Annotated in this window: 17 protein-coding genes and 2 pseudogenes; 4 read left to right on the forward strand and 15 right to left on the reverse strand. The window is 56.7% G+C overall.

Translation table 11 applies throughout. From position 1 onward, the window contains the following. Positions 1–73: 73 nt before the first annotated feature. The 8 genes from sucD to sdhC all read right to left on the reverse strand — a co-directional run bounded on the left by sucD (position 74) and on the right by sdhC (position 9,745). Positions 74–943, reverse strand: coding sequence for a succinate--CoA ligase subunit alpha (sucD, locus tag ACZ6J2_RS10245; RefSeq protein ID WP_008501094.1), 870 nt, complete (start codon positions 941–943; stop codon positions 74–76). Further along, positions 943–2,109: an ADP-forming succinate--CoA ligase subunit beta gene (sucC, locus tag ACZ6J2_RS10250; protein WP_023310791.1), complete on the reverse strand. Its 1,167-nt coding sequence runs from the start codon at positions 2,107–2,109 to the stop codon at positions 943–945. Before sucC ends, sucD begins: the two co-directional genes overlap by 1 nt. Before the next feature lie 83 nt (positions 2,110–2,192). Beyond that, positions 2,193–3,413 carry a 2-oxoglutarate dehydrogenase complex dihydrolipoyllysine-residue succinyltransferase gene (odhB, locus tag ACZ6J2_RS10255; RefSeq protein WP_008501093.1) on the reverse strand — a complete coding sequence of 407 codons (1,221 nt, stop codon included), beginning with the start codon at positions 3,411–3,413 and terminating at the stop codon, positions 2,193–2,195. 14 nt (positions 3,414–3,427) lie between these two features. Further along, positions 3,428–6,235, reverse strand: a complete 2,808-nt coding sequence (gene sucA / locus ACZ6J2_RS10260; protein WP_033144953.1) for a 2-oxoglutarate dehydrogenase E1 component — start codon at positions 6,233–6,235, stop codon at positions 3,428–3,430. A gap of 266 nt (positions 6,236–6,501) precedes the next feature. Then, positions 6,502–7,218, reverse strand: coding sequence for a succinate dehydrogenase iron-sulfur subunit SdhB (gene sdhB, locus ACZ6J2_RS10265; protein WP_008501090.1), 717 nt, complete (start codon positions 7,216–7,218; stop codon positions 6,502–6,504). A gap of 15 nt (positions 7,219–7,233) precedes the next feature. Next, the gene (gene sdhA, locus ACZ6J2_RS10270; RefSeq protein WP_023310789.1) at positions 7,234–9,000 is read right to left on the reverse strand and encodes a succinate dehydrogenase flavoprotein subunit; all 1,767 of its coding nucleotides are present in this window, start codon (positions 8,998–9,000) and stop codon (positions 7,234–7,236) included. Then, positions 9,000–9,347, reverse strand: coding sequence for a succinate dehydrogenase membrane anchor subunit (sdhD, locus tag ACZ6J2_RS10275; RefSeq protein ID WP_008501088.1), 348 nt, complete (start codon positions 9,345–9,347; stop codon positions 9,000–9,002). The genes sdhA and sdhD overlap by 1 nt, the downstream gene beginning before the upstream one ends. Beyond that, positions 9,341–9,745 (reverse strand): succinate dehydrogenase cytochrome b556 subunit, encoded by a 405-nt coding sequence (gene sdhC / locus ACZ6J2_RS10280; protein ID WP_020684965.1) that lies wholly within the window; start codon positions 9,743–9,745, stop codon positions 9,341–9,343. Before sdhC ends, sdhD begins: the two co-directional genes overlap by 7 nt. A 639-nt stretch (positions 9,746–10,384) precedes the next feature. Here sdhC and ACZ6J2_RS10285 point away from each other — a divergent pair. Continuing rightward, positions 10,385–11,668 (forward strand): citrate synthase, encoded by a 1,284-nt coding sequence (locus ACZ6J2_RS10285; RefSeq protein WP_023310788.1) that lies wholly within the window; start codon positions 10,385–10,387, stop codon positions 11,666–11,668. A gap of 99 nt (positions 11,669–11,767) precedes the next feature. Here ACZ6J2_RS10285 and nei read toward each other — a convergent pair whose 3' ends face one another. From nei to ACZ6J2_RS10320, 7 genes and pseudogenes are all read right to left on the reverse strand, one after another. Further along, complete coding sequence (gene nei, locus ACZ6J2_RS10290) at positions 11,768–12,559, reverse strand: endonuclease VIII (RefSeq protein WP_217072528.1); 792 nt, start codon at positions 12,557–12,559, stop codon at positions 11,768–11,770. 19 nt (positions 12,560–12,578) lie between these two features. After that, positions 12,579–13,318: pseudogene (pxpA, locus tag ACZ6J2_RS10295) on the reverse strand (5-oxoprolinase subunit PxpA). Then, positions 13,305–14,236: pseudogene (pxpC, locus tag ACZ6J2_RS10300) on the reverse strand (5-oxoprolinase subunit PxpC). Before pxpC ends, pxpA begins: the two co-directional pseudogenes overlap by 14 nt. Beyond that, a complete protein-coding gene (gene pxpB / locus ACZ6J2_RS10305; protein WP_471725656.1) occupies positions 14,230–14,886 on the reverse strand; it encodes a 5-oxoprolinase subunit PxpB in 657 nt (218 codons plus the stop codon). Before pxpB ends, pxpC begins: the two are co-directional and overlap by 7 nt. A 14-nt stretch (positions 14,887–14,900) precedes the next feature. Next, positions 14,901–15,644 carry a type 2 GTP cyclohydrolase I gene (locus tag ACZ6J2_RS10310; protein WP_023310783.1) on the reverse strand — a complete coding sequence of 248 codons (744 nt, stop codon included), beginning with the start codon at positions 15,642–15,644 and terminating at the stop codon, positions 14,901–14,903. 10 nt (positions 15,645–15,654) lie between these two features. Continuing rightward, positions 15,655–17,067, reverse strand: a complete 1,413-nt coding sequence (gene phrB, locus ACZ6J2_RS10315) for a deoxyribodipyrimidine photo-lyase (protein ID WP_471725657.1) — start codon at positions 17,065–17,067, stop codon at positions 15,655–15,657. A gap of 598 nt (positions 17,068–17,665) precedes the next feature. Beyond that, positions 17,666–17,872, reverse strand: a complete 207-nt coding sequence (locus tag ACZ6J2_RS10320) for a YbfA family protein (RefSeq protein WP_023310781.1) — start codon at positions 17,870–17,872, stop codon at positions 17,666–17,668. 309 nt (positions 17,873–18,181) lie between these two features. On the opposite strand from ACZ6J2_RS10320, the gene kdpF reads away from it, so the two are divergent. Genes kdpF through kdpB form a run of 3 tightly spaced genes read left to right on the forward strand, consistent with a single transcriptional unit; the run spans position 18,182 to position 22,017 of the window. After that, a complete protein-coding gene (gene kdpF, locus ACZ6J2_RS10325) occupies positions 18,182–18,271 on the forward strand; it encodes a K(+)-transporting ATPase subunit F (protein WP_014069365.1) in 90 nt (29 codons plus the stop codon). Beyond that, positions 18,271–19,950 (forward strand): potassium-transporting ATPase subunit KdpA, encoded by a 1,680-nt coding sequence (gene kdpA, locus ACZ6J2_RS10330; protein WP_039261302.1) that lies wholly within the window; start codon positions 18,271–18,273, stop codon positions 19,948–19,950. Before kdpF ends, kdpA begins: the two co-directional genes overlap by 1 nt. A gap of 18 nt (positions 19,951–19,968) precedes the next feature. Continuing rightward, positions 19,969–22,017 carry a potassium-transporting ATPase subunit KdpB gene (gene kdpB / locus ACZ6J2_RS10335; RefSeq protein ID WP_023310779.1) on the forward strand — a complete coding sequence of 683 codons (2,049 nt, stop codon included), beginning with the start codon at positions 19,969–19,971 and terminating at the stop codon, positions 22,015–22,017. Positions 22,018–22,025 lie beyond the last annotated feature (8 nt).

Genomic DNA, 22,025 nt, shown 5'->3' on the forward strand with positions numbered 1-22,025 from the left:
TTTACAGCGGCCAACCATGTCGAAACGGACATTTTTTTATTTCAACGCGCCCCATTCAGGGCGCAGAGAGGACTTACTTAATGATGGATTTCAGTGCTTCGCCGATATCCGCCAGGCTGCGAACGGTTTTCACGCCTGCGGCTTCCAGCGCTGCGAATTTCTCATCAGCCGTACCTTTACCGCCGGCGATGATCGCGCCTGCGTGACCCATACGCTTGCCTTTCGGCGCGGTCACACCCGCGATATAACCGACAACTGGCTTGGTCACGTGTTCTTTGATGTAAGCAGCGGCTTCTTCTTCCGCGCTACCACCGATCTCACCGATCATCACGATCGCTTCAGTCTGTGGATCTTCCTGGAACAGCTTCAGGATGTCGATGAAGTTAGAGCCAGGGATCGGGTCACCGCCGATGCCCACACAGGTGGACTGGCCGAAGCCGTAGTCGGTGGTCTGCTTAACGGCTTCATAGGTCAGGGTACCGGAACGGGACACGATGCCCACTTTGCCCGGCTTGTGAATGTGGCCCGGCATGATGCCGATTTTGCATTCGCCCGGGGTGATAACGCCTGGGCAGTTCGGGCCGATCATGCGCACGCCTGCTTCATCCAGCTTCACCTTCACGGTCAGCATATCCAGCGTCGGGATGCCTTCAGTAATAGTGATGATCAGTTTGATGCCTGCGTCGATCGCTTCCAGAATGGAGTCTTTGCAGAACGGTGCCGGAACGTAGATCACGGTCGCGGTTGCGCCCGTCGCTTCTACGGCTTCACGCACGGTGTTGAACACCGGCAGGCCCAGGTGCGTGGTGCCGCCTTTACCTGGCGTTACGCCGCCAACCATCTGCGTGCCGTAGGCAATCGCCTGTTCGGAGTGGAAAGTCCCCTGGCTACCGGTGAAGCCCTGGCAGATAACCTTGGTATCTTTATTAATTAAAACTGACATTATTTCCCCTCCACTGCGGCAACAACCTGCTGAGCTGCATCCGTCAGACTTTTCGCTGCAATAATATTCAGGCCGCTGTCAGCCAGTTTTTTCGCGCCGAGTTCAGCGTTGTTACCTTCCAGACGCACAACCACCGGAACGTTCACGCCCACTTCTTCTACCGCACCGATGATACCGTCGGCGATCAGGTCGCAACGAACGATGCCGCCGAAGATGTTAACCAGAACGGCCTTCACGTTGTCGTCAGAGAGAATGATTTTGAACGCTTCGGTTACGCGCTCTTTGGTTGCGCCACCGCCTACGTCGAGGAAGTTTGCTGGCTCACCGCCGTGCAGCTTAACGATGTCCATGGTGCCCATTGCCAGGCCCGCACCGTTAACCATGCAGCCGATGTTGCCGTCCAGCGCTACGTAGTTCAGCTCCCACTGTGCAGCCTGTGCTTCACGCGGATCTTCCTGAGACTGGTCGCGCATTTCGCGCAGATCGGACTGGCGGAACAGCGCGTTGCCGTCAGCGCCCAGCTTGCCGTCGAGGCAGATCAGGTCGCCCTGGGTGGTGATCACCAGCGGGTTGATCTCGATCAGCGCCAGGTCGCGCTCCAGGAAGATGTTCGCCAGCCCCATGAAGATCTTGGTGAACTGCTGAACCAGCTTGCCTTCCAGGCCCAGTTTGAACGCCAGCTCGCGACCCTGATAAGGCATCGGGCCCGCCAGCGGATCGATTGCCACTTTGTGGATCAGGTGCGGGGTTTCTTCCGCCACTTTTTCGATTTCCACGCCGCCTTCGGTAGACGCCATGAACACCACGCGACGGGAGCTACGGTCAACAACCGCGCCCAGGTACAGTTCTTTCGCGATGTCGGTCGCCGCTTCAACCAGGATCTGGTTAACCGGCTGGCCGTTCGCATCTGTCTGGTACGTTACCAGACGCTTGCCGAGCCAATGTTCAGCAAACGCACGAATCTCTTCTTTGCTCTTAACAACCTTCACACCGCCCGCTTTACCACGGCCACCAGCGTGAACCTGACACTTAACTACCCAAGGGCCGGAACCGATTTTAGATGCGGCTTCTTCTGCTTCACGCGGGGTAGTACAGGCATAACCCACCGGAGCCGGTAAGCCATACCGGGCAAACAGCTGTTTGGCCTGATATTCATGTAAGTTCATGTGTTCTATCCATCCTTCAGGTAATCGTTAGGTCGTGCTTTTATTGGCCCGGCAGCCATACGCCGCCGGGCAAGACTGCAAAACTAGACGTCCAGCAGCAGACGGGTTGGATCTTCCAGCAGCTCTTTAATCGCGACCAGGAAGCCCACGGACTCGCGGCCGTCGATCAGGCGGTGGTCGTAAGAGAGCGCCAGGTACATCATTGGCAGGATCTCAACTTTACCGTCTACCGCCATAGGGCGATCTTTAATGGCATGCATACCCAGGATCGCGCTCTGCGGCGGGTTAATGATCGGGGTAGACATCAGCGAGCCGAATACGCCGCCGTTGGTAATGGTGAAGTTACCGCCGGTCAGGTCGTCTACGGTCAGCTTGCCGTCGCGGCCTTTTACAGCCAGCTCTTTAATGTTTTTCTCGATGTCAGCCATACCCAGGGTATCCACATCACGCAGAACCGGCGTTACCAGGCCGCGTGGAGTAGAAACCGCCATGCTGACGTCGAAATAGTTGTGGTAAACCACGTCATCGCCATCGATAGACGCGTTCACTTCCGGGTAGCGTTTCAGCGCTTCAACAACCGCTTTCACGTAGAAGGACATAAAGCCCAGACGGATACCGTGACGTTTTTCAAAGGCGTCACCGTACTGCTTGCGCAGGTCCATGATTGGCTTCATGTTCACTTCGTTGAAGGTGGTCAGCATCGCGGTGGAGTTTTTCGCTTCCAGCAGACGCTCGGCCACGCGCTTGCGCAGGCGGGTCATCGGCACGCGTTTTTCGCTGCGGGCACCCAGAGCAGGCTGTGCTGCTGGTGCTGCCGCAGGGGCTTTCGCTTCTGCCTGAGCAGGCGCTTTCGCCAGGTGTTTGTCGATGTCTTCGCGGGTTAGACGACCGCCCACACCGGTGCCTTTGATGGCTGCCGGGTCAAGGCTGTGTTCAGCCAGCAGGCGACGGATCGCCGGGCTGAGGGCGTCGTTAGACTGTTCTTCCAGAGAAGCCTGCTGGCGCTGAGCCGGCGTAGAGGCTTTCTCTTCAGATTTCGCGCTGGACTCTTTGCCCGCGCTGTTGCCTTCTCGCAGGCGACCCAGGATCTGACGAGAGGTTACGGTGGTACCTTCATCTTCCAGCACCGCGTCCAGAACGCCATCCGCCGAAGCCGGTACTTCCAGTACCACTTTGTCAGTTTCGATTTCTACCAGCACTTCATCGCGCTTAACGGCATCGCCTGGTTTTTTGTGCCAGGTAGCGACGGTCGCATCTGCTACAGATTCAGGCAGGTCGGGAACAAGAATATCTACGCTACTCATTTTGTATCCTTTAATTAATCGACGTTCAGCGCGTCATTGACCAGATCTTGTTGCTGCTTCTGGTGAACGGACATATACCCTACCGCCGGAGAGGCGGAGGCCGGGCGACCTGCATAACGCAGGGCTGACCCAAATGGAATCACTTCACGGAAATGATGCTGGCTGCAGTACCATGCGCCCTGGTTAAGCGGCTCTTCCTGGCACCAGACAAAATCATGTACGTGAGCATATTGTTTCAGCACTTCCTGCATCGCCTGATGCGGGAACGGATAAAGCTGTTCGATACGCACGATGGCGACATCTTTCTGATCGTTCTTGCGGCGCTGTTCCAGCAGGTCGTAATAAACCTTACCAGAACACATCACCACGCGCTTCACGCCCTGCGGATCCAGCTCGTCAATTTCACCGATGGCTGGCAGGAAGGTTCCGTTCGCCAGTTCTTCCAGGCTCGACACCGCCAGCGGGTGACGCAGCAGGGATTTCGGCGACATCACCACCAGCGGACGGCGCATACCGCGCAGCGCCTGACGACGCAGCATGTGGTAGACCTGAGCCGGGGTGGACGGCACGCAGACCTGCATGTTCTGCTCGGCGCAGAGCTGCAGATAACGTTCCAGACGCGCGGAGGAGTGCTCCGGACCCTGACCTTCATAACCGTGCGGCAGCAGCATCACCAGGCCACACATACGGCCCCACTTCTGCTCGCCGGAGGAGATGAACTGGTCGATAACCACCTGCGCACCGTTGGCGAAGTCACCGAACTGCGCTTCCCAGATGGTCAGGGTGCGTGGTTCAGCGGTGGCATAACCGTATTCGAAGGCCAGCACCGCTTCTTCAGACAGCACGGAGTCCCAGACCTTGAACTGGCCCTGACCGTTGTGCACGTGCTGCAGCGGGGTGTAGGTTGAACCGTTGGACTGGTTGTGAACAACCGCGTGACGGTGGAAGAAGGTCCCACGGCCCGCATCTTCACCGGACAGACGAACAGGAATACCTTCGTCAACCAGCGTTGCGTAAGCCAGCGTTTCCGCGCCGCCCCAGTCGAACAGCTTCTCGCCTGCCGCCATGGACTGACGGTCAGCGTAGATTTTCGCCACGCGAGACTGCATCTCGATAGCGTCCGGTACGGTGCTGATGCGTTTAGCCAGCTCCTGCAGGCGCTTCATCTCAACCTTGTTCGGGTAGCTCTCATCCCACTCGTGGTTGAGGTACGGCGACCAGGTAAAGGAGTGCATGTTCATCGGGCGCAGCTCTTTCACCACGCATTCACCCGCATCCAGCGCGTCGCGGTAGAGGTTGACCATTTCGGTCGCATCTTCCAGCGTCGTCACTTTGTCGCTCTCCAGCTTGTCAGCATAGATTTTGCGCGGGGTCGGATGTTTTTTGATTTTCTGATACATCAACGGCTGGGTTGCACTTGGCTCGTCCGCTTCGTTGTGGCCGTGACGGCGGTAGCAGAAGAGGTCAATGAACACATCGCGTTTAAAGGTATTACGGAAGTCCAGCGCCAGACGGGTAACGAAAGCAACGGCTTCCGGGTCATCCGCGTTAACGTGGAAGATCGGTGCCTGCACCATCTTACCGATGTCGGTGCAGTATGGGGTAGAACGCGCGTCCAGCGGGTTAGAGGTGGTGAAGCCCACCTGGTTGTTGATCACGATGCGAACGGTACCGCCCACTTCATAACCACGCGCTTTCGACATGTTCAGGGTTTCCTGAACCACGCCCTGCCCTGTTACCGCCGCATCGCCGTGGATGGTAATTGGCAGAACTTTATTGCTGCTCGGCTCGTCCAGACGATCCAGACGCGCGCGCACGGAACCGATAACCACCGGGCTAACGATTTCCAGGTGTGACGGGTTAAACGCCAGCGCCAGGTGAACCAGACCGCCTTCGGTTTCGATATCCGACGAGAAGCCCATGTGGTACTTCACGTCGCCGGTGCCGAGGTGTTCTTTATGTTTGCCCGCGAATTCGTCGAACAGGTCCTGCGGTTTTTTACCCAGCACGTTGACCAGCACGTTCAGACGACCACGGTGCGCCATGCCCAGTACCACTTCACGGGTGCCGCTCTTGCCTGCGTGACGAATCAGCTCTTTCAGCATCGGCACCAGCGCGTCGCCGCCTTCCAGCGAGAAGCGTTTTGCGCCCGGGAATTTCGCGCCCAGATAGCGCTCAAGCCCTTCAGCTGCGGTCAGTTCGTTCAGGAAGCGTTTTTTCTCGTCAGCCGAGAAGGTCGCGTGGCCCGCTACGGATTCGATGCGCTGCTGGATCCAGCGTTTCTCTTCGGTAGAGGTAATGTGCATGTATTCCGCGCCGATGGAGCCGCAGTAGGTTTGCTTGAGCGCGTCAATCAGATCGCCCAGCTTCATCGTGTCTTTGCCGATGGCAAAGGAACCTACGTTAAAGCTTTCCTGGAAATCGGCCTCGGTCAGATCGTGATACGCCGGATCGAGATCGGCCACACGGTCTTGCTGCCACAGTCCCAGCGGATCGAGATTCGCATGCTGGTGACCGCGGAAGCGATAAGCGTTGATAAGCTGCAGGACTTTAACCTGCTTCGCATTGGTGTCAGGGTCGGAAATCGCAGAAGAGTAACGTGAGGCATCCTTCGCCAGACGACGGAAATAATCACGTGTTTTGGAATGGAATTGATCCGGTTTGACCCCTGTGCCAGGCAACTGCTGGAACATGGAACGCCAGTTTGCGTCCACTGAGTCAGGATCGGTTAAGAAGTCTTCATAGAGCTGTTCAATCCAGCTCTGGTTCGCACCAGAAAGGAAAGAAGAGTCCAGCCAGGCTTTCATTGCGCCGTTCTGCATCGTGATCCCTTAAGCATTTTTATGCTTACTTTCGCCGTAGAAACTACCACGCACACCACGTGTACGTGCCGGGGTTCACCTGCGAGCTCTTTGTGGCCCGCGAAGGAACCTTTAGAAACTGTCTAAGGGTCTTTACCCTCACCCCTACCCTCTCCCTAAGGGAGAGGGGGAATGCCGTCGGCAGTTTTTAAAGATTTCCTGCAATCTGTCCCCTCTCCCTTAGGGAGAGGGTTAGGGTGAGGGGAACAGCGCTCCCCTCTCACTACTTACGCACTGCGCTGCAGCAGCATCGACTTAATATGGCCGATGGCGCGCGTCGGGTTCAGCCCCTTCGGACACACACTGACGCAGTTCATGATGCTATGGCAGCGGAATACGCTGAAAGCGTCACTCAGCCCTTCCAGACGGCTATCGGTTTCGGTGTCGCGGCTATCGATCAGGAAGCGATAGGCAGCCAGCAGACCGGCCGGGCCGATAAACTTGTCCGGGTTCCACCAGAACGACGGGCAGGACGTTGAACAGCATGCGCAGAGAATACACTCGTACAACCCATCGAGTTTTTCACGCTGCTCAGGAGACTGTAAGTGCTCGCGAGCGGGTGGATTTTGCCCATTATTCAATAAGTAAGGCTTAATCTTCTCATATTGTGCATAGAATTGCCCCATGTCTACCACCAAATCACGCACGACCGGCAGGCCTGGCAGAGGACGGATAACAATTTTCTGACCAGGACGCTGCAACGCTGAAATTGGCGTGATGCAGGCCAGGCCATTTTTGCCGTTCATGTTCACACCGTCAGAGCCACAAACCCCTTCACGGCAGGAGCGGCGGAACGACAGCGTAGGATCTTTTTCTTTCAGCTGGATTAAGGCATCCAGCAGCATCATGTCGCGACCTTCTTCCGCTTCCAGGGTGTAGTCCTGCATACGCGGAGCGTCATCAACATCCGGGTTATAACGATAAACTGAGAATTCGAGTTTCATTATCCTGTCTCCGCATTAGTAAGTACGAATCTTCGGCGGGAACGCCGGACGCAGTTTCGGTTCCATATTGACGCTACGACGCGTCATGGATTCCGACTCTGGCAGATACAGGGAATGGCACAGCCAGTTTTCGTCATCACGATCCGGGAAGTCGAAGCGGCTATGCGCGCCACGGCTTTCGGTACGGAAGTTTGCCGACATCGCCGTCGCGAACGCGGTTTCCATCAGGTTATCCAGCTCCAGGCACTCAACGCGCTGGGTGTTGAATTCGCTTGAGGTGTCGTCCAGACGGGCATTTTTCAGACGCTCGCGGATCGCTTTCAGCTGCTCAAGACCTTTGGCCATCGCGTCGCCTTCGCGGAATACCGAGAAGTTGTGCTGCATGCATTCCTGCAGCGCTTTACGGATTTCCACCGGATCTTCGCCGTTACGGTTACCGTTCCAGCGGTTAAGGCGCTCAAGAGAGGCATCAATTTCGTCGTCGGTTGCGTCACGCAGCGCGCCCTGCTCGGCAATGGATTCCTGCAGATGCAGACCGACTGCACGACCAAACACCACCAGGTCCAGCAGGGAGTTGCCGCCCAGACGGTTTGCACCGTGTACGGATACGCAGGCAATTTCGCCTACCGCGAACAGGCCAGGAATAACCACGTCTTCGCCCTGCTCGTTTACGGTCAGCGCCTGACCGGTCACTTTGGTCGGAATACCGCCCATCATGTAGTGGCAGGTTGGAATAACCGGAATCGGCTCTTTGACCGGGTCGACGTGTGCGAAGGTGCGGGACAGCTCCAGGATGCCCGGCAGACGGGATTCCAGAACTTCTTTACCCAGATGGTCAAGCTTCAGCTTCGCGTGTGGACCCCATGGGCCGTCACAGCCGCGGCCTTCACGAATTTCGATCATGATGGAACGCGCCACCACGTCACGACCCGCCAGGTCTTTCGCATTCGGGGCATAACGCTCCATGAAGCGCTCGCCGTGCTTGTTCAGCAGGTAGCCACCTTCACCGCGGCAGCCTTCTGTTACCAGAACGCCCGCACCGGCGATACCGGTTGGGTGGAACTGCCACATCTCCATATCCTGCACCGGCACGCCCGCGCGGATAGCCATGCCGACACCGTCACCGGTGTTGATGTGGGCGTTAGTGGTGGACTGATAGATACGGCCTGCGCCGCCGGTAGCCAGCACGGTAGCGCGGGCTTTGAAGTAAACCACTTCACCGGTTTCGATGCACAGCGCGGTACAGCCGACGATTGCGCCATCGGCATTTTTCACCAGATCCAGCGCGTACCACTCGGAGAAGATGGTGGTATGGTTTTTCAGGTTCTGCTGATACAGGGTGTGCAGCAGTGCGTGACCGGTACGGTCAGCCGCCGCCGCGGTGCGTGCCGCCTGCTCGCCGCCGAAGTTTTTCGACTGGCCGCCAAACGGACGCTGATAGATGGTGCCATTTTCCAGACGGGAGAACGGCAGTCCCATGTGGTCCAGCTCCAGAATCGCTTCCGGGCCGGTTTTACACATATATTCGATGGCATCCTGGTCGCCGATGTAGTCGGAACCTTTTACCGTGTCGTACATGTGCCATTCCCAGTTATCTTCATGGGAGTTACCCAGCGCAACGGTGATACCGCCCTGCGCAGACACAGTGTGGGAACGGGTCGGGAAAACTTTAGAGAGCAGCGCACAGGTCTGGCCGCTCTGGGAAATTTGCAGTGCGGCACGCATACCTGCGCCACCGGCACCAATTACAACAGCATCAAATTCTCTGACTGGCAGTTTCATTACACACCCCACACCACAACGAATCCATAAATAACGTAAACCACCAGTGCAACAACAATGGCCAGCTGCAGTGGGAGGCGAATCGCCAGCGGTTTAACGTAATCGGTCAACACCTGCCACATGCCAATCCACGCATGAATAAGGATGGAGAACAGAGCCAGCAGGGTGAACACTTTGGTGAAGGCGGATCCGAAGAACCCACTCCAGATTTCCCACGTCAGCGTGCCGCTGGTCGCGAAGAAACCGATCATATAGATGATGTAAAGAGTGAGAACGATGGCGGTAGCACGGACCAGAATGAAGTCATGTACGCCGTTGCGTCCTAATGCGGAGGCGTTGCTTACCATACGAGAACTCCTGCGAGAAGTGAAAGCACGACAGTAATCACAAATGAAATGTTAGCGGAGCGTTTCCCGGCTTCGAAAGTCTCTTCCAGGTAGCCAAAGTCCATCAGCATATGGCGAACACCCACAACGACGTGGTATGCCAGCGCGGTCAGAATGCCCCACATGATGAATTTCACGAAGAAGCTGTTCATGATGGCAGAGGCCTGGAGGAATCCTTCAGGAGAAGAGAGGCTGGTCCCCAGCAACCACAGCAGAATACCGACCGCCACAAACGTAATCACACCGGACACACGGTGCAGAATGGACGCTATTGCTGTTACAGGGAACCGGATCGTTTTGAGATCCAGATTGACAGGTCTTTGTTTTTTCACATTTCTTATCATGAATAACGCCCACATGCTGTTCTTATTGTTTCCTTCCTCCGGACTGCGATGCGGGTCAAGCAGCGTTCCTTTTCTATAACTGCGCGTCATGCAAAACATTGCTTCCAGATGCTAAAACGACACGTTACAACGCTGGGTGGCTCGGGATTGCAGGGTGTTCCGGAGACCTGGCGGCAGTATAGGCCGTTCACAAAATCATTACAATTAACCTACATACAGTTTGTCGGGTTTTCTCTGGAACAGTGATCAGGGTCACGATAACAACATCTTTTTAATTTTTAATCATCTGATTTGACAAATGTTAAACAATATTGTTACAAACGTCATCAGAAAAGGCATATAATGCGCAAAAGTTATGAGGTCTCTCTTTCACCTGACAAATAGTTATGTAACAGTGTGATGGTATTGACCGAAGTTATCAGGACAGTTATTAGTGATATACAGGTTTGAATAATTCGGACTGCAAAAACGCTGATTTGCTGTTGTTTCACTGATATTTCATTCGTTTACCTGCAAGGCGCCATAGCTCTGTACCCTGGTTTGTCCTCGTGAGCTGAGCGGTAAGCCAAATAACAATCTGGTAACGGTGATTAACAGCTGAAAGCAAATCCGGTAAAGCGCAGTCTTAAGCATAAGGCGCTAAGGAGACCGTAAATGGCTGATACAAAGGCAACGCTCACCCTAAATGGTGACACTGCTATTGAACTGGATGTGCTAAAAGGCACGCTCGGTCAGGATGTTATTGATATCCGTACGCTGGGCTCTAAAGGTGTATTCACCTTTGACCCTGGATTTACCTCTACCGCATCTTGCGAATCCAAAATCACCTACATTGACGGTGACGAAGGTATCCTGCTCCATCGCGGCTTCCCCATCGATCAGTTAGCCACCGAATCCAACTATCTGGAAGTGTGCTACATCCTGCTGAACGGCGAAAAACCGACGCAGGCACAGTACGATGAATTCAAAACCACCGTGACCCGTCACACCATGATCCATGAGCAGATTACCCGTCTGTTCCATGCGTTCCGTCGTGACTCTCACCCGATGGCGGTGATGTGCGGTATCACCGGTGCGCTGGCGGCGTTCTACCACGACTCCCTTGACGTGAATAACCCGCGTCACCGCGATATCGCGGCGTTCCGCCTGCTGTCCAAAATGCCGACCATGGCGGCGATGTGCTACAAATACTCCATCGGCCAGCCGTTTGTGTATCCGCGCAACGACCTCTCCTACGCGGGTAACTTCCTGCGCATGATGTTCTCCACGCCGTGCGAAGAGTACGAAGTGAACCCGGTGCTGGAACGCGCGATGGACCGTATTCTGATCCTGCACGCTGACCACGAACAGAACGCCTCTACCTCTACCGTCCGTACCGCGGGCTCTTCAGGCGCGAACCCGTTCGCCTGTATCGCTGCGGGCATCGCCTCCCTGTGGGGACCGGCGCACGGCGGCGCGAACGAAGCGGCACTGAAGATGCTGGAAGAGATCAGCACCGTTGAGCACATTCCTGAGTTCGTGCGTCGCGCGAAAGACAAGAATGACTCCTTCCGCCTGATGGGCTTCGGTCACCGTGTTTACAAAAACTACGACCCGCGCGCCACCGTCATGCGTGAGACCTGCCACGAAGTGCTGAAAGAGCTGGGTACCAAAGATGATCTGCTGGAAGTGGCGATGGAGCTGGAGCACATCGCGCTGAACGATCCGTACTTCATCGAGAAGAAACTCTACCCGAACGTCGATTTCTACTCTGGCATTATTCTGAAAGCGATGGGCATTCCGTCTTCCATGTTCACCGTGATCTTCGCTATGGCCCGTACCGTAGGCTGGATTGCGCACTGGAACGAAATGCACAGCGAAGGCATGAAAATCGCCCGTCCTCGTCAGCTGTATACCGGCTACGAGCAGCGTGATTTTAAGTCTGACCTGAAGCGCTAAAAGATGTTGGGTGCGGCCTGATGCCCTCACCCCGGCCCTCTCCCACAGGGAGAGGGTGAAAACATTAAAAACGGTAACCCAAGGGTTACCGTTTTACTTTTATTTCTGGCAGTGCGGGCACCAGTAAAAAGGTCTGGAAGAGAGCATAATCCTGTCGATAATCCCGCCGCACCGCTCGCACTTTTTCCCCGCCCGATGAAACACCTTGAACCGGAACAACGCCCCGTGATGCGTGTTCTCATCCACCACGCCGCGCGTGTTGTACGAGAGCCGCGGAATATCCAGCAGCGCGTGGGACAACGCCTCCAGCTGTTCATCATTCAGCTCAGACGCTTTATGCTGCGCCGCCAGCCCGACTTCCCAGAGGATCTCTACCCGCAGGTAGTTGCCCAGCCCGGCCAGAAAGGCCTGGTCGAGGAACAAACCGGAAAACTGTCGGTTACGGAATTTAGGTGATAACAGCCGGGCCTTCACGTCGCTCGCCGTCAGGCGCATGTCCAGCACGTCCGGCCCGACCCGCTGCAGAAACGGGTGCGTCAGCAGCTGCTCCGGCGTAAGCATTTCGATATCCGACGCGCTATAAAGCAGGATCGCCTTATCCGCCGTTTGCAGCCTGACGCGCAGCACGCGGGTGGTTTGCGGCTGCTCGTCGGCCTCCACCACGCGCCAGACGCCGTAAAGCTGGTTATGGCTATATAACGTCAGGTTATGGGAAAAGTGCGTAAGCAAGGCCTTACCGCGCGTTTCAATATGGGTCACCGTCTGGCCCACCAGCTGTGATTCAAACGGTTTTAGCTGAGGAAAAGCAAACCAGACATCCGTCAGGGGTTTGCCCTTTATCGCCGCCTCCAGGCTATCCGCCGCGCGGCGGATCTCCGGACCTTCAGGCATTTTTGTGTCCTTATCGTCATTATTCGGCGCTGACGAGGATACCCTCTTCAGAAAACGCTGCCCGCAAGCGGCGCGCGAACTGGAGCGCATGCTCGCCATCGCCGTGTAAACATACCGTATCGGCCTGCACGTTTGCCGGTGTTCCATCCACGGCGGTCACCCGCCCGGCGCGCACCATCTCCAGCGTCTGCGCCAGCGCCTTGCCTTCATCGGTAATCAGCGCCCCGGCTTGCGTCCTCGGCACCAGGCTGCCGTCCGGCTGGTATCCTCGATCGGCAAACACTTCCTGACGCGTGGTCAGCCCCAGCCGTTGTCCGGCGCGAATCAGCTCGCTGCCCGCCAGACCCACAAGGATCAGCTGCGGGCTGCAGTCCCACACCGCGCGGGCAATGGCGTCCGCCAGATCCGCATCTTTCGCCGCCTGGTTGTAGAGCATGCCGTGCGGCTTCACGTGGCGCATCACGCCGTTCTGGGCGCGCACCATCGCCTCCAGCGCGCCGATCTGGTAGAGCACCTGAGCGTAGACCGTCTCAGGGGGCAGATCCATCGCCGTACGGCCAAAGTTTCCCGATCGGGAAAGCTGGGGTGAGCCCCAATCGCGACGCCGTTTTTAATGGCATTACGCACGCTCTCCAGCATGGTTTGGGCATCACCCGCGTGAAAGCCGCAGGCGATATTGACCGAGGTGACCAGCATCATCAGTTGAGCATCTGCGCTTCCGCCCTCGCCCAGATCGGCATTCAAATCAATCTTTACCATCAAGCCTCCACGCCAGCTGTTCAAGATAACGCTGCTGATCCTGCCGCGCCTTAAGCGCCTCCTCCAGCGAACACTGCACGAAGTGAATCGGCTGGCCGAGGGGAATTTGCGCCAGATGGTAGCGATCCGCTTCAATGATGCAGGCAATGCGCGGATAGCCGCCGGTAGTTTGCGCATCGTTCATTAACACGATGGGCTGACCGTTTCCCGGCACCTGAATAACCCCAGGCAATAAACCGTGGGAGAGCAGTTCCCGGTCCGTCGTGCGGGTCAGCGGCTGCCCCTGAAGGCGGTAGCCCATGCGGTTGCTCTGCGGGCTGATCTTCCACGCGCGCGCCAGAAGGACTCTTTAGAAGCCTCGTCGAACTCATGATATTCCGGCCCCGGTAAGGCTCGGATCTGGTTTCCCCACAGCAGCTGTTTTACGCCCTGCGTGGTCGAGAAATGGCGCGCGGAGGCTTTGATTGCCAGCCGATCGCCGTCGCGCAACAAACGTCCTTCGTGACCGCCGATCCCGGCTTTTTGATCGGTACTCGATGAACCTAATACCTCCGGCACGTCGATGCCGCCAGCCACGGCGAGATAGCTACGCACGCCGTGCAGCGGACGTTTGAGCGTCAGGCGCTGCCCGGCTTTCGCCCGCAGCCGCCAGCCGGTCCACACCGCTTTGCCATCCAGCGTCGCCTCACACCCTGCGCCGGTTAAGGCAAACCAAGTTTCCTGACCAAACTCAATCACACACTGACCCAGCGTAATTTCTAGCGCCGCCGTGCTGCCTGCGTTGCCCACAAGCAGGTTGGCAATCTCCAGCGAAGGACGGTCAAGCGCACCGCAGTAGCTCACGCCCGACTGGCGCAGACCAAAGCGACCGGCATCCTGTACGGAGGTGTAAAGCCCGGCGCGAATAAGCGTTAACATACCCCCTCCTTCTGCGGGATAAATCGAAGGGTATCCCCGGGACGCAAGAGTATTGGTGTCTCCAGCCCGGGTTCAAATAACGGTGTAGCGGTATGCCCAATAAGCTGCCAGCCGCCGGGCGATGTCAGCGGATAAACGCCGGTCTGCTCGCCGCCGATAGCCACCGTCCCCGCCGGCACGCTCACGCGCGGCTCGGCACGGCGTGGCGTATGCAGCTGAGGGGATAATCCGCCCAGATACGGGAATCCAGGCTGAAATCCCAGGAACCAGACCACGTAGTCAACCGAGCTGTGCAGTTCAACAACCTGCTTTTCGGTTAATCCGCAGTGGTCTGCCACCACGCCAAGATCCGGCCCACCCGTACCGCCATAAACGACTGGGATCTCAATGGCGCGCGATTCCGGCTCCAGCGCCTCGCTCTCTTCCCACCAGCGCTGCAAACGCTCAATGGCATCCAGCGCCAGGGTATGCGGGCTACGCAGCACCACGGTGATGTTATTCATCCCCGGAATGGCTTCAACCACCTCCGGTAGTTCGGCCAGACGCTGGGTCAGCCGCCAGATACGCTTTTGCGTGGCAAGCGTCACCGGTGGTTCAAGCTCCAGAACCACGGCGGTTTCACCCAGAAGATAACAACGCGCTCGCTGCACTTAACTACCTCTCGTCAGGCTGGGTTAGGGATATCAATAAAGGTCACATCCAGATCGGTATTTTCCGTCAGCCACTCGCTGAGGGCGCGAATGCCGCCGCGCTCGGTGGCATGATGGCCAGCCGCGTAAAAATGCAGCCCCTGTTCACGCGCCGAATGAATGGTCTGCTCGGAAACTTCGCCGGTGATAAAAGCATCGACGCCGAAACGCGCGGCGCTGTCGATAAAGCCCTGACCGCCGCCGGTACACCATGCAACACGCTTCACCGTATCCGGACCGGTATCCCCGCTCCACAGCGGACGACGGCCCAGGCGCGCTTCAATCCACGAGGCCAGCTCCAGCCCCGGAACCGGCATCGCCAGCTCGCCCCACGGCACCAGCGGCTCAATTTCACCCATCACGGTAATCCCCAGTAGCTGCGCCAGCTGGACGTTGTTGCCGAGCTCCGGGTGCGCATCCAGCGGCAGGTGGTAACCGTACAGGTTGATGTCATTAGCCAGCAGCGTTTTCAGACGATTGCGCTTCATCCCGCGAATAATCGGCGATTCGTTTTTCCAGAAGTAACCGTGATGAACAATCACCGCGTCGGCGTTCTGACGAACGGCCTCGTCCAGCAGCGCCTGGCTTGCCGTTACGCCGGTGATAATTTTTTGCACCGTCTCACGGCCTTCAACCTGGAGCCCGTTCGGGCCGTAATCGCTGAAGGAGGTACTGTTCAGTTTTTCGTTAATCAGGCTTTCCAGTTCGCTGTTTTTCATCATCACTCTCTTATGCTTTGCGGGCAGCTTCGTACGCCGCCAGCGTGGCGACACGCGCCTGTTTATGGTCGACAATCGGACGAGGGTAATCCAGCTTTACACGCTGTTTATCCGCCCATGCCCACGGTTCGTGGATCGCTTTAGCAGGTATACCGTTAAGTTCAGGAACCCAGCGGCGGATAAACTCGCCGTCCGCATCAAATTTTTGCCCCTGCGTGGTCGGATTGAAAATCCGGAAATAGGGCGCGGCATCGGTACCGGTAGAGGCCGCCCACTGCCAGCCGCCGTTATTCGCCGCGAGATCGCCATCGATCAGCTGAGAGATAAAATAGCGCTCTCCGATACGCCAGTCGATAAGCAGATCCTTCACCAGAAAGCTGGCGGTAATCATCCGCAGGCGGTTGTGCATCCACCCCGTCTCATTAAGCTGACGCATGGCGGCATCGACTATCGGATAGCCCGTCTGCCCTGTTTGCCAGGCTTTAAGCTGATTATCATTCGATTGCCACTTTACATTATCGGTCCAGCCAATGAAGGGCCGATGCTTACATAAACCTGGATGAAAGGTCATCAGATGACGATAAAACTCGCGCCAGATAAGTTCATTCAGCCAGACAGACCCTGCGCCCCCCTCCAGCGCCTGCGGCTGCTCCGCCAGCAGACGATGCAAACACTGGCGCGGTGAGATCGCGCCCAGCGCCAGACAGGCCGACAGGCGGCTGGTACCCTCGATGGCGGGAAAATCCCGACGCGCGTCGTAACTGGCCGCGTCCTGCTTGCAGAACTGGCGCAGTTGGGCGATGGCCGCTTTCTCATCGGCGGGGAACAGCGTTTCATCAAACGGCTGCTGAGGGTAATCAAACGTCAGCTCAGGCAGCTCTTTTATGGCTTCGCCTCGCACGGCAGGCGCGGCAACGCACTCCGGCAGCGCCTCTTTCAGACGTTTGATAAAGGCATTTTTGAACGGCGTAAATACTTTATACATCTCGTGGTTGCCGGTCATCACGCTGCCCGGTGCCAGCATCACGCTGTCATCAAACCCTTCGCAGACCACCCCTTCCAGCATCTTCTCCAGCTGACGGTCGCGCTGCTGCTCGTTGAATTCGTACTGATAGTTGTAAAAAAGATGCGTGACCTTGTGCTGCTTACATATCTCCTGCACCGTCTGAAGCTGTGCGGCAAAATCACTCACCTCTTTATAGAGAAGCGGTATGCCTTTTCCAGCGAGCGAGTGCTGCAGATCGTTCAGATACGCCCGGAGCAAGGCCGCCTGCCGGGGGGCCATATCGTGCTGCCGCCACTGCTCGGGCGTGGCCATAAACAGGGCCAGTACGTTAGCGTCTTTGGCGCGGCAGGCTGCCGCAAGGGCGATGTTGTCATGTACGCGCAGGTCCGCGCGAAACCAAACCAGATGGGTGGGCATAAAACTCCAGGCAATTATCCATTATGTCCGTAAGGGCATGCCGTAAAAGGAAAAAGCATGCATTGAACTACTTTGCCATGAAGTGTAGACGGGATGAAATAAAAAAGGCCGCCCGAGGCGGCCTTAGCGCTACTTGTCCTGCGCTATCGTGGATAAAGCGACAAACCCATTCGGCTCATCGCTCTTTACAACGAGTACGCTGGCGACAATGAACGCGATGCAAAAATAGCGTTTCATTATGCGGTCCCTGCTGCTAACCGCTCCACCGTTCACCACCGGTGATAAGGCGGTGGACACAAGCCCGGGTAGGCGGGCTGCTTTACGGCTGTAAATACACCTTTCCCAGGACCGATGCCCATTTGCGAGATGGCGGAAAGGGACGCAGCATCATAATTAACATCCGCTGCGAAGGTAAGATACTCGAATAAAATTAGGAATTTATAAAGGCTTCGAGGGATTGCCATCTGCTTACAGGAGGGTATGATAAAAATCCCGGGTAGGGGCTGCAAAACCACCCAACGGACCGCGAATCCCGAGGGACAAAAAAACCGCCACATTGCTGTTGGCGGTTTTTTTATTGCTATGTGTAGTCTTAGTATCAGTAGAAATCGCAGGTCGCTTTCTCGGCCTGATCCATCCACACCGGCTTCTCGCTGGTTTTCGCCCAGACGCGGTGCAGATAGCTGTAAAAACGTGCACGATCTTTCCAGAACAGCATCACCGGCAGAGCCAGGACGCCAGCCACTACGGCGAAAGCGCGGCGCAAGAACACGATATGAGCCGGATACTCTTTATAAAGATCCATATTTTTCTCCCCTATAGTTGGCCGGAAACGTCATCCGGAAAATTCAAAATCTGTGACCTGGCTAAAATAATATCGCTTTGTTTGTAATTTTACTACTCATCCGACCACTTATTTTTGCCCATTTAGTGAATATTTACATTCTCTCCGTAATTAAGTTACAAAAAAGTTAACGATTTACTTATCAACAGTTAAATTGTGGGCTTTGCCATTTTTATACTTTTTTTACACCCGCCCTCCCCATTTTTGCGAAATCTTTGCGCCGAAAATCCTACCGTTAGTACAACAACGAAAGTCACCCGGAGGTGGATTGTGAGTGCAGGTCTTATTGCCGGCATCGTGCTGGTGTTCCTGTTATTGGGTTATCTGGTCTATGCCCTGATAAATGCGGAGGCCTTCTGATGGCTGCTCAGGCGTTTCTGCTTATTGCCAGCTTCTTAGTGGTACTGTTCATTCTGGCAAGGCCACTGGGATCGGGACTGGCACGATTGATCAACAACGTCCCTTTGCCCGGCACGGGAAGCGTTGAAAAAGGGATCTGGCGCGTACTGGGAATAGACGATCGGGAGATGAACTGGCGTCAGTATCTGATCGCCATTCTGCTGCTGAATATCGTTGGGCTCATTGCGCTTTTTGCCATGCTGATGTTGCAGGGCATCCTGCCGCTGAATCCGCAACAGTTACCGGGCCTGTCCTGGCATCTTGCGCTGAACACAGCGGTGAGCTTTGTCACTAACACCAACTGGCAGTCCTACGCCGGTGAAACCACGCTGAGCTATTTCAGCCAGATGGTCGGGTTAACCGTGCAAAACTTCCTCTCGGCCGCCAGCGGTATCGCGGTGATCTTCGCGCTGACGCGTGCGTTTGCGCGTCAGAAAATCAATACCCTGGGTAACGCGTGGGTGGATTTAACCCGCATTACGCTGTGGATCCTGCTGCCAATTGCGCTGCTGATCGCGCTGTTCTTCATCCAGCAGGGCACCCTGCAAAACCTGATGCCTTACGCGCCCTATACCTCGCTGGAAGGTGCAAAACAGCTCCTGCCGATGGGGCCAGTGGCGTCACAGGAAGCCATCAAAATGCTCGGGACGAACGGGGGGGGCTTCTTCAACGCCAACTCGTCGCATCCGTTTGAAAACCCTACCGCATTGACCAATTTTGTGCAGATGCTGGCGATTTTCCTGATCCCCGCCGCGCTCTGCTTCGCCTTTGGTGATGTGGTTAACGATCGTCGTCAGGGCCGCACCCTGCTCTGGACCATGTCACTTATCTTTGTGGTCTGCGTGGCGCTGGTGATGTGGGCTGAATGGAGCGGCAACGGCCATTTCATGCAGCTTGGGGCCAACAGCAATATCAATATGGAAGGTAAAGAGAGCCGCTTTGGCATTCTCGCCAGCAGCCTGTATGCGGTGGTCACCACGGCGGCTTCGTGCGGGGCAGTCAACGCCATGCATGATTCCTTTACGGCGCTGGGTGGCATGATCCCGATGTGGCTGATGCAGATTGGCGAAGTCGTCTTTGGCGGCGTGGGCTCGGGTCTTTACGGCATGCTGCTGTTCGTACTGCTGGCGGTGTTTATTGCCGGTTTGATGATTGGCCGCACCCCGGAATACCTCGGTAAAAAAATCGACGTTCGCGAGATGAAATTAACCGCGCTGGCGATTCTGGTCACCCCTGCGCTTGTGCTGCTCGGCACCGCGCTGGCGCTGATGACCGAGGCCGGACGCAGCGGCATCTTTAACCCCGGCATTCACGGTTTTAGCGAAGTGCTGTATGCCGTCTCCTCTGCCGCCAACAACAACGGCAGCGCGTTTGCGGGCTTAAGCGCCAACTCACCGTTCTGGAACTGCCTGCTGGCGTTCTGCATGTTTGTGGGTCGTTTTGGGATTATTGTGCCGGTCATGGCGATTGCCGGATCGCTGGTGAATAAAAAAATCCAGCCGACCACCACCGGGACATTACCTACCCACGGCGCACTGTTTATCGGCCTGCTGACGGGCACCGTGTTACTGGTCGGCGCCCTGACCTTTATCCCCGCCCTCGCGTTAGGCCCGGTCGCGGAATACCTCTCTTTACGCTGATTTTGCGGAGAAATTGTCATGAGTCGTAAACAACTGGCCCTGTTCGAACCGTCATTAGTTCGCCAGGCGCTCATGGATGCGGTGAAAAAGCTGAGCCCGCGCGTGCAGTGGCACAACCCGGTGATGTTTATTGTCTGGGCGGGAAGCGTGCTGACCACCGCCCTGGCGATTGCCATGGGAACGGGCCACATGCCGGGAAATGCGATGTTTACCGGCGCCATCAGCCTGTGGCTGTGGTTTACCGTGCTGTTCGCCAACTTTGCGGAAGCGCTGGCGGAAGGCCGGAGTAAAGCCCAGGCCAACAGCCTGAAAGGGGTGAAGAAAACCGCCTTTGCGCGCAAGCTACGTGAACCGAAATACGGCGCGCAGATGGACCACGTTCCGGCTGATGAACTGCGTAAAGGCGATGTGGTGCTGGTGGAAGCCGGTGACATTATCCCTTGCGACGGTGAAGTCATCGAAGGGGGCGCCTCGGTGGATGAAAGCGCCATTACCGGGGAGTCCGCGCCGGTTATCCGTGAGTCCGGCGGCGATTTCGCCTCCGTGACGGGCGGGACGCGCATTCTCTCCGACTGGCTGGTGATCCAGTGTAGCGTTAACCCGGGAGAAACCTTCCTCGACCGGATGATCGCCATGGTGGAAGGTGCCCAGCGCCGTAAAACGCCGAACGAAATTGCCCTGACCATCCTGCTGGTGGCCCTGACCATCGTCTTCCTGCTGGCAACCGCGACGCTGTGGCCGTTCTCCGCCTATGGCGGCACCGCGGTCACCATTACGGTGCTGGTGGCGCTGTTGGTCTGCCTGATCCCAACCACCATTGGTGGCCTGCTGTCAGCCATCGGCGTGGCCGGCATGAGCCGTATGCTCGGTGCCAACGTCATCGCCACCAGCGGGCGCGCGGTGGAAGCCGCCGGTGACGTGGACGTCTTACTGCTGGATAAAACCGGGACTATTACCCTCGGTAACCGCCAGGCGTCAGATTTCCTACCCGCCCCGGGCGTGGATGAAAAAACGCTGGCGGATGCCGCACAGCTCTCTTCGCTAGCCGATGAAACCCCGGAAGGCCGCAGTATCGTGATCCTCGCCAAGCAGCGTTTTAACCTGCGCCAGCGCGACGTTCAGAGCCTTCACGCCACTTTCGTGCCCTTCACGGCGCAAACCCGCATGAGCGGCATTAACATTCAGGATCGCATGATCCGTAAAGGCTCTGTTGACGCCATCCGTCGCCACATTGAGGCCAACAACGGCCACTTCCCACCGGAAGTGGACAGCCTGGTCGAAAGCGTGGCCCGTCAGGGGGCGACGCCGCTGGTGGTGGCCGAAGGCGCACACGTGCTGGGGGTAATTGCCCTGAAGGATATAGTCAAAGGCGGTATCAAGGAGCGCTTTGCCCAGCTGCGTAAAATGGGGATCAAAACGGTGATGATCACCGGGGATAACCGTCTTACCGCCGCGGCGATTGCCGCCGAAGCGGGCGTGGATGATTTTCTTTCTGAAGCCACACCGGAAGCGAAACTGGCACTGATTCGTCAGTATCAGGCGGAAGGCCGTCTGGTGGCGATGACGGGCGACGGCACCAACGACGCCCCTGCCCTGGCGCAGGCCGACGTGGCGGTGGCGATGAACTCCGGTACCCAGGCGGCAAAAGAGGCGGGCAACATGGTCGACCTCGACTCAAACCCGACCAAGCTGATTGAAGTGGTGCACATCGGCAAGCAGATGCTGATGACGCGCGGGTCGCTGACCACGTTCAGTATCGCCAACGATGTGGCGAAATATTTCGCCATCATTCCGGCGGCGTTTGCTGCGACCTACCCGCAATTAAACGCGTTGAACGTGATGCACCTGCACTCTCCGGCATCGGCCATTCTGAGCGCAGTGATCTTTAACGCCCTGATTATTGTCTTCCTGATCCCGCTGGCGCTAAAAGGCGTGAGTTATAAGCCGCTCACCGCCGCCGCCATGCTGCGCCGCAACCTGTGGATTTACGGCCTGGGCGGGCTGGTGGTGCCTTTCATCGGTATCAAGGTTATCGACCTGCTGTTGACGCTGTTCGGCCTGGTTTAAAAGGTGAA

The organism is Enterobacter sp. E14S (assembly GCF_055666685.1).

What these genes read in the sequence shown, in the direction of transcription:
- kdpA (WP_039261302.1), top strand. Translation starts at nt 18,271, where the DNA reads ATGGCTGCTCAGGCGTTTCTGCTTATTGCCAGCTTCTTAGTGGTACTG.
- sucA (WP_033144953.1), bottom strand. Translation starts at nt 6,235, where the DNA reads ATGCAGAACGGCGCAATGAAAGCCTGGCTGGACTCTTCTTTCCTTTCT.
- kdpB (WP_023310779.1), top strand. Translation starts at nt 19,969, where the DNA reads ATGAGTCGTAAACAACTGGCCCTGTTCGAACCGTCATTAGTTCGCCAG.
- ACZ6J2_RS10320 (WP_023310781.1), bottom strand. Translation starts at nt 17,872, where the DNA reads ATGGATCTTTATAAAGAGTATCCGGCTCATATCGTGTTCTTGCGCCGC.
- sdhB (WP_008501090.1), bottom strand. Translation starts at nt 7,218, where the DNA reads ATGAAACTCGAATTCTCAGTTTATCGTTATAACCCGGATGTTGATGAC.
- ACZ6J2_RS10310 (WP_023310783.1), bottom strand. Translation starts at nt 15,644, where the DNA reads ATGAAAAACAGCGAACTGGAAAGCCTGATTAACGAAAAACTGAACAGT.
- sdhC (WP_020684965.1), bottom strand. Translation starts at nt 9,745, where the DNA reads ATGTGGGCGTTATTCATGATAAGAAATGTGAAAAAACAAAGACCTGTC.
- sucC (WP_023310791.1), bottom strand. Translation starts at nt 2,109, where the DNA reads ATGAACTTACATGAATATCAGGCCAAACAGCTGTTTGCCCGGTATGGC.
- sdhD (WP_008501088.1), bottom strand. Translation starts at nt 9,347, where the DNA reads ATGGTAAGCAACGCCTCCGCATTAGGACGCAACGGCGTACATGACTTC.
- ACZ6J2_RS10285 (WP_023310788.1), top strand. Translation starts at nt 10,385, where the DNA reads ATGGCTGATACAAAGGCAACGCTCACCCTAAATGGTGACACTGCTATT.
- sucD (WP_008501094.1), bottom strand. Translation starts at nt 943, where the DNA reads ATGTCAGTTTTAATTAATAAAGATACCAAGGTTATCTGCCAGGGCTTC.
- phrB (WP_471725657.1), bottom strand. Translation starts at nt 17,067, where the DNA reads ATGCCCACCCATCTGGTTTGGTTTCGCGCGGACCTGCGCGTACATGAC.
- odhB (WP_008501093.1), bottom strand. Translation starts at nt 3,413, where the DNA reads ATGAGTAGCGTAGATATTCTTGTTCCCGACCTGCCTGAATCTGTAGCA.
- sdhA (WP_023310789.1), bottom strand. Translation starts at nt 9,000, where the DNA reads ATGAAACTGCCAGTCAGAGAATTTGATGCTGTTGTAATTGGTGCCGGT.
- nei (WP_217072528.1), bottom strand. Translation starts at nt 12,559, where the DNA reads ATGCCTGAAGGTCCGGAGATCCGCCGCGCGGCGGATAGCCTGGAGGCG.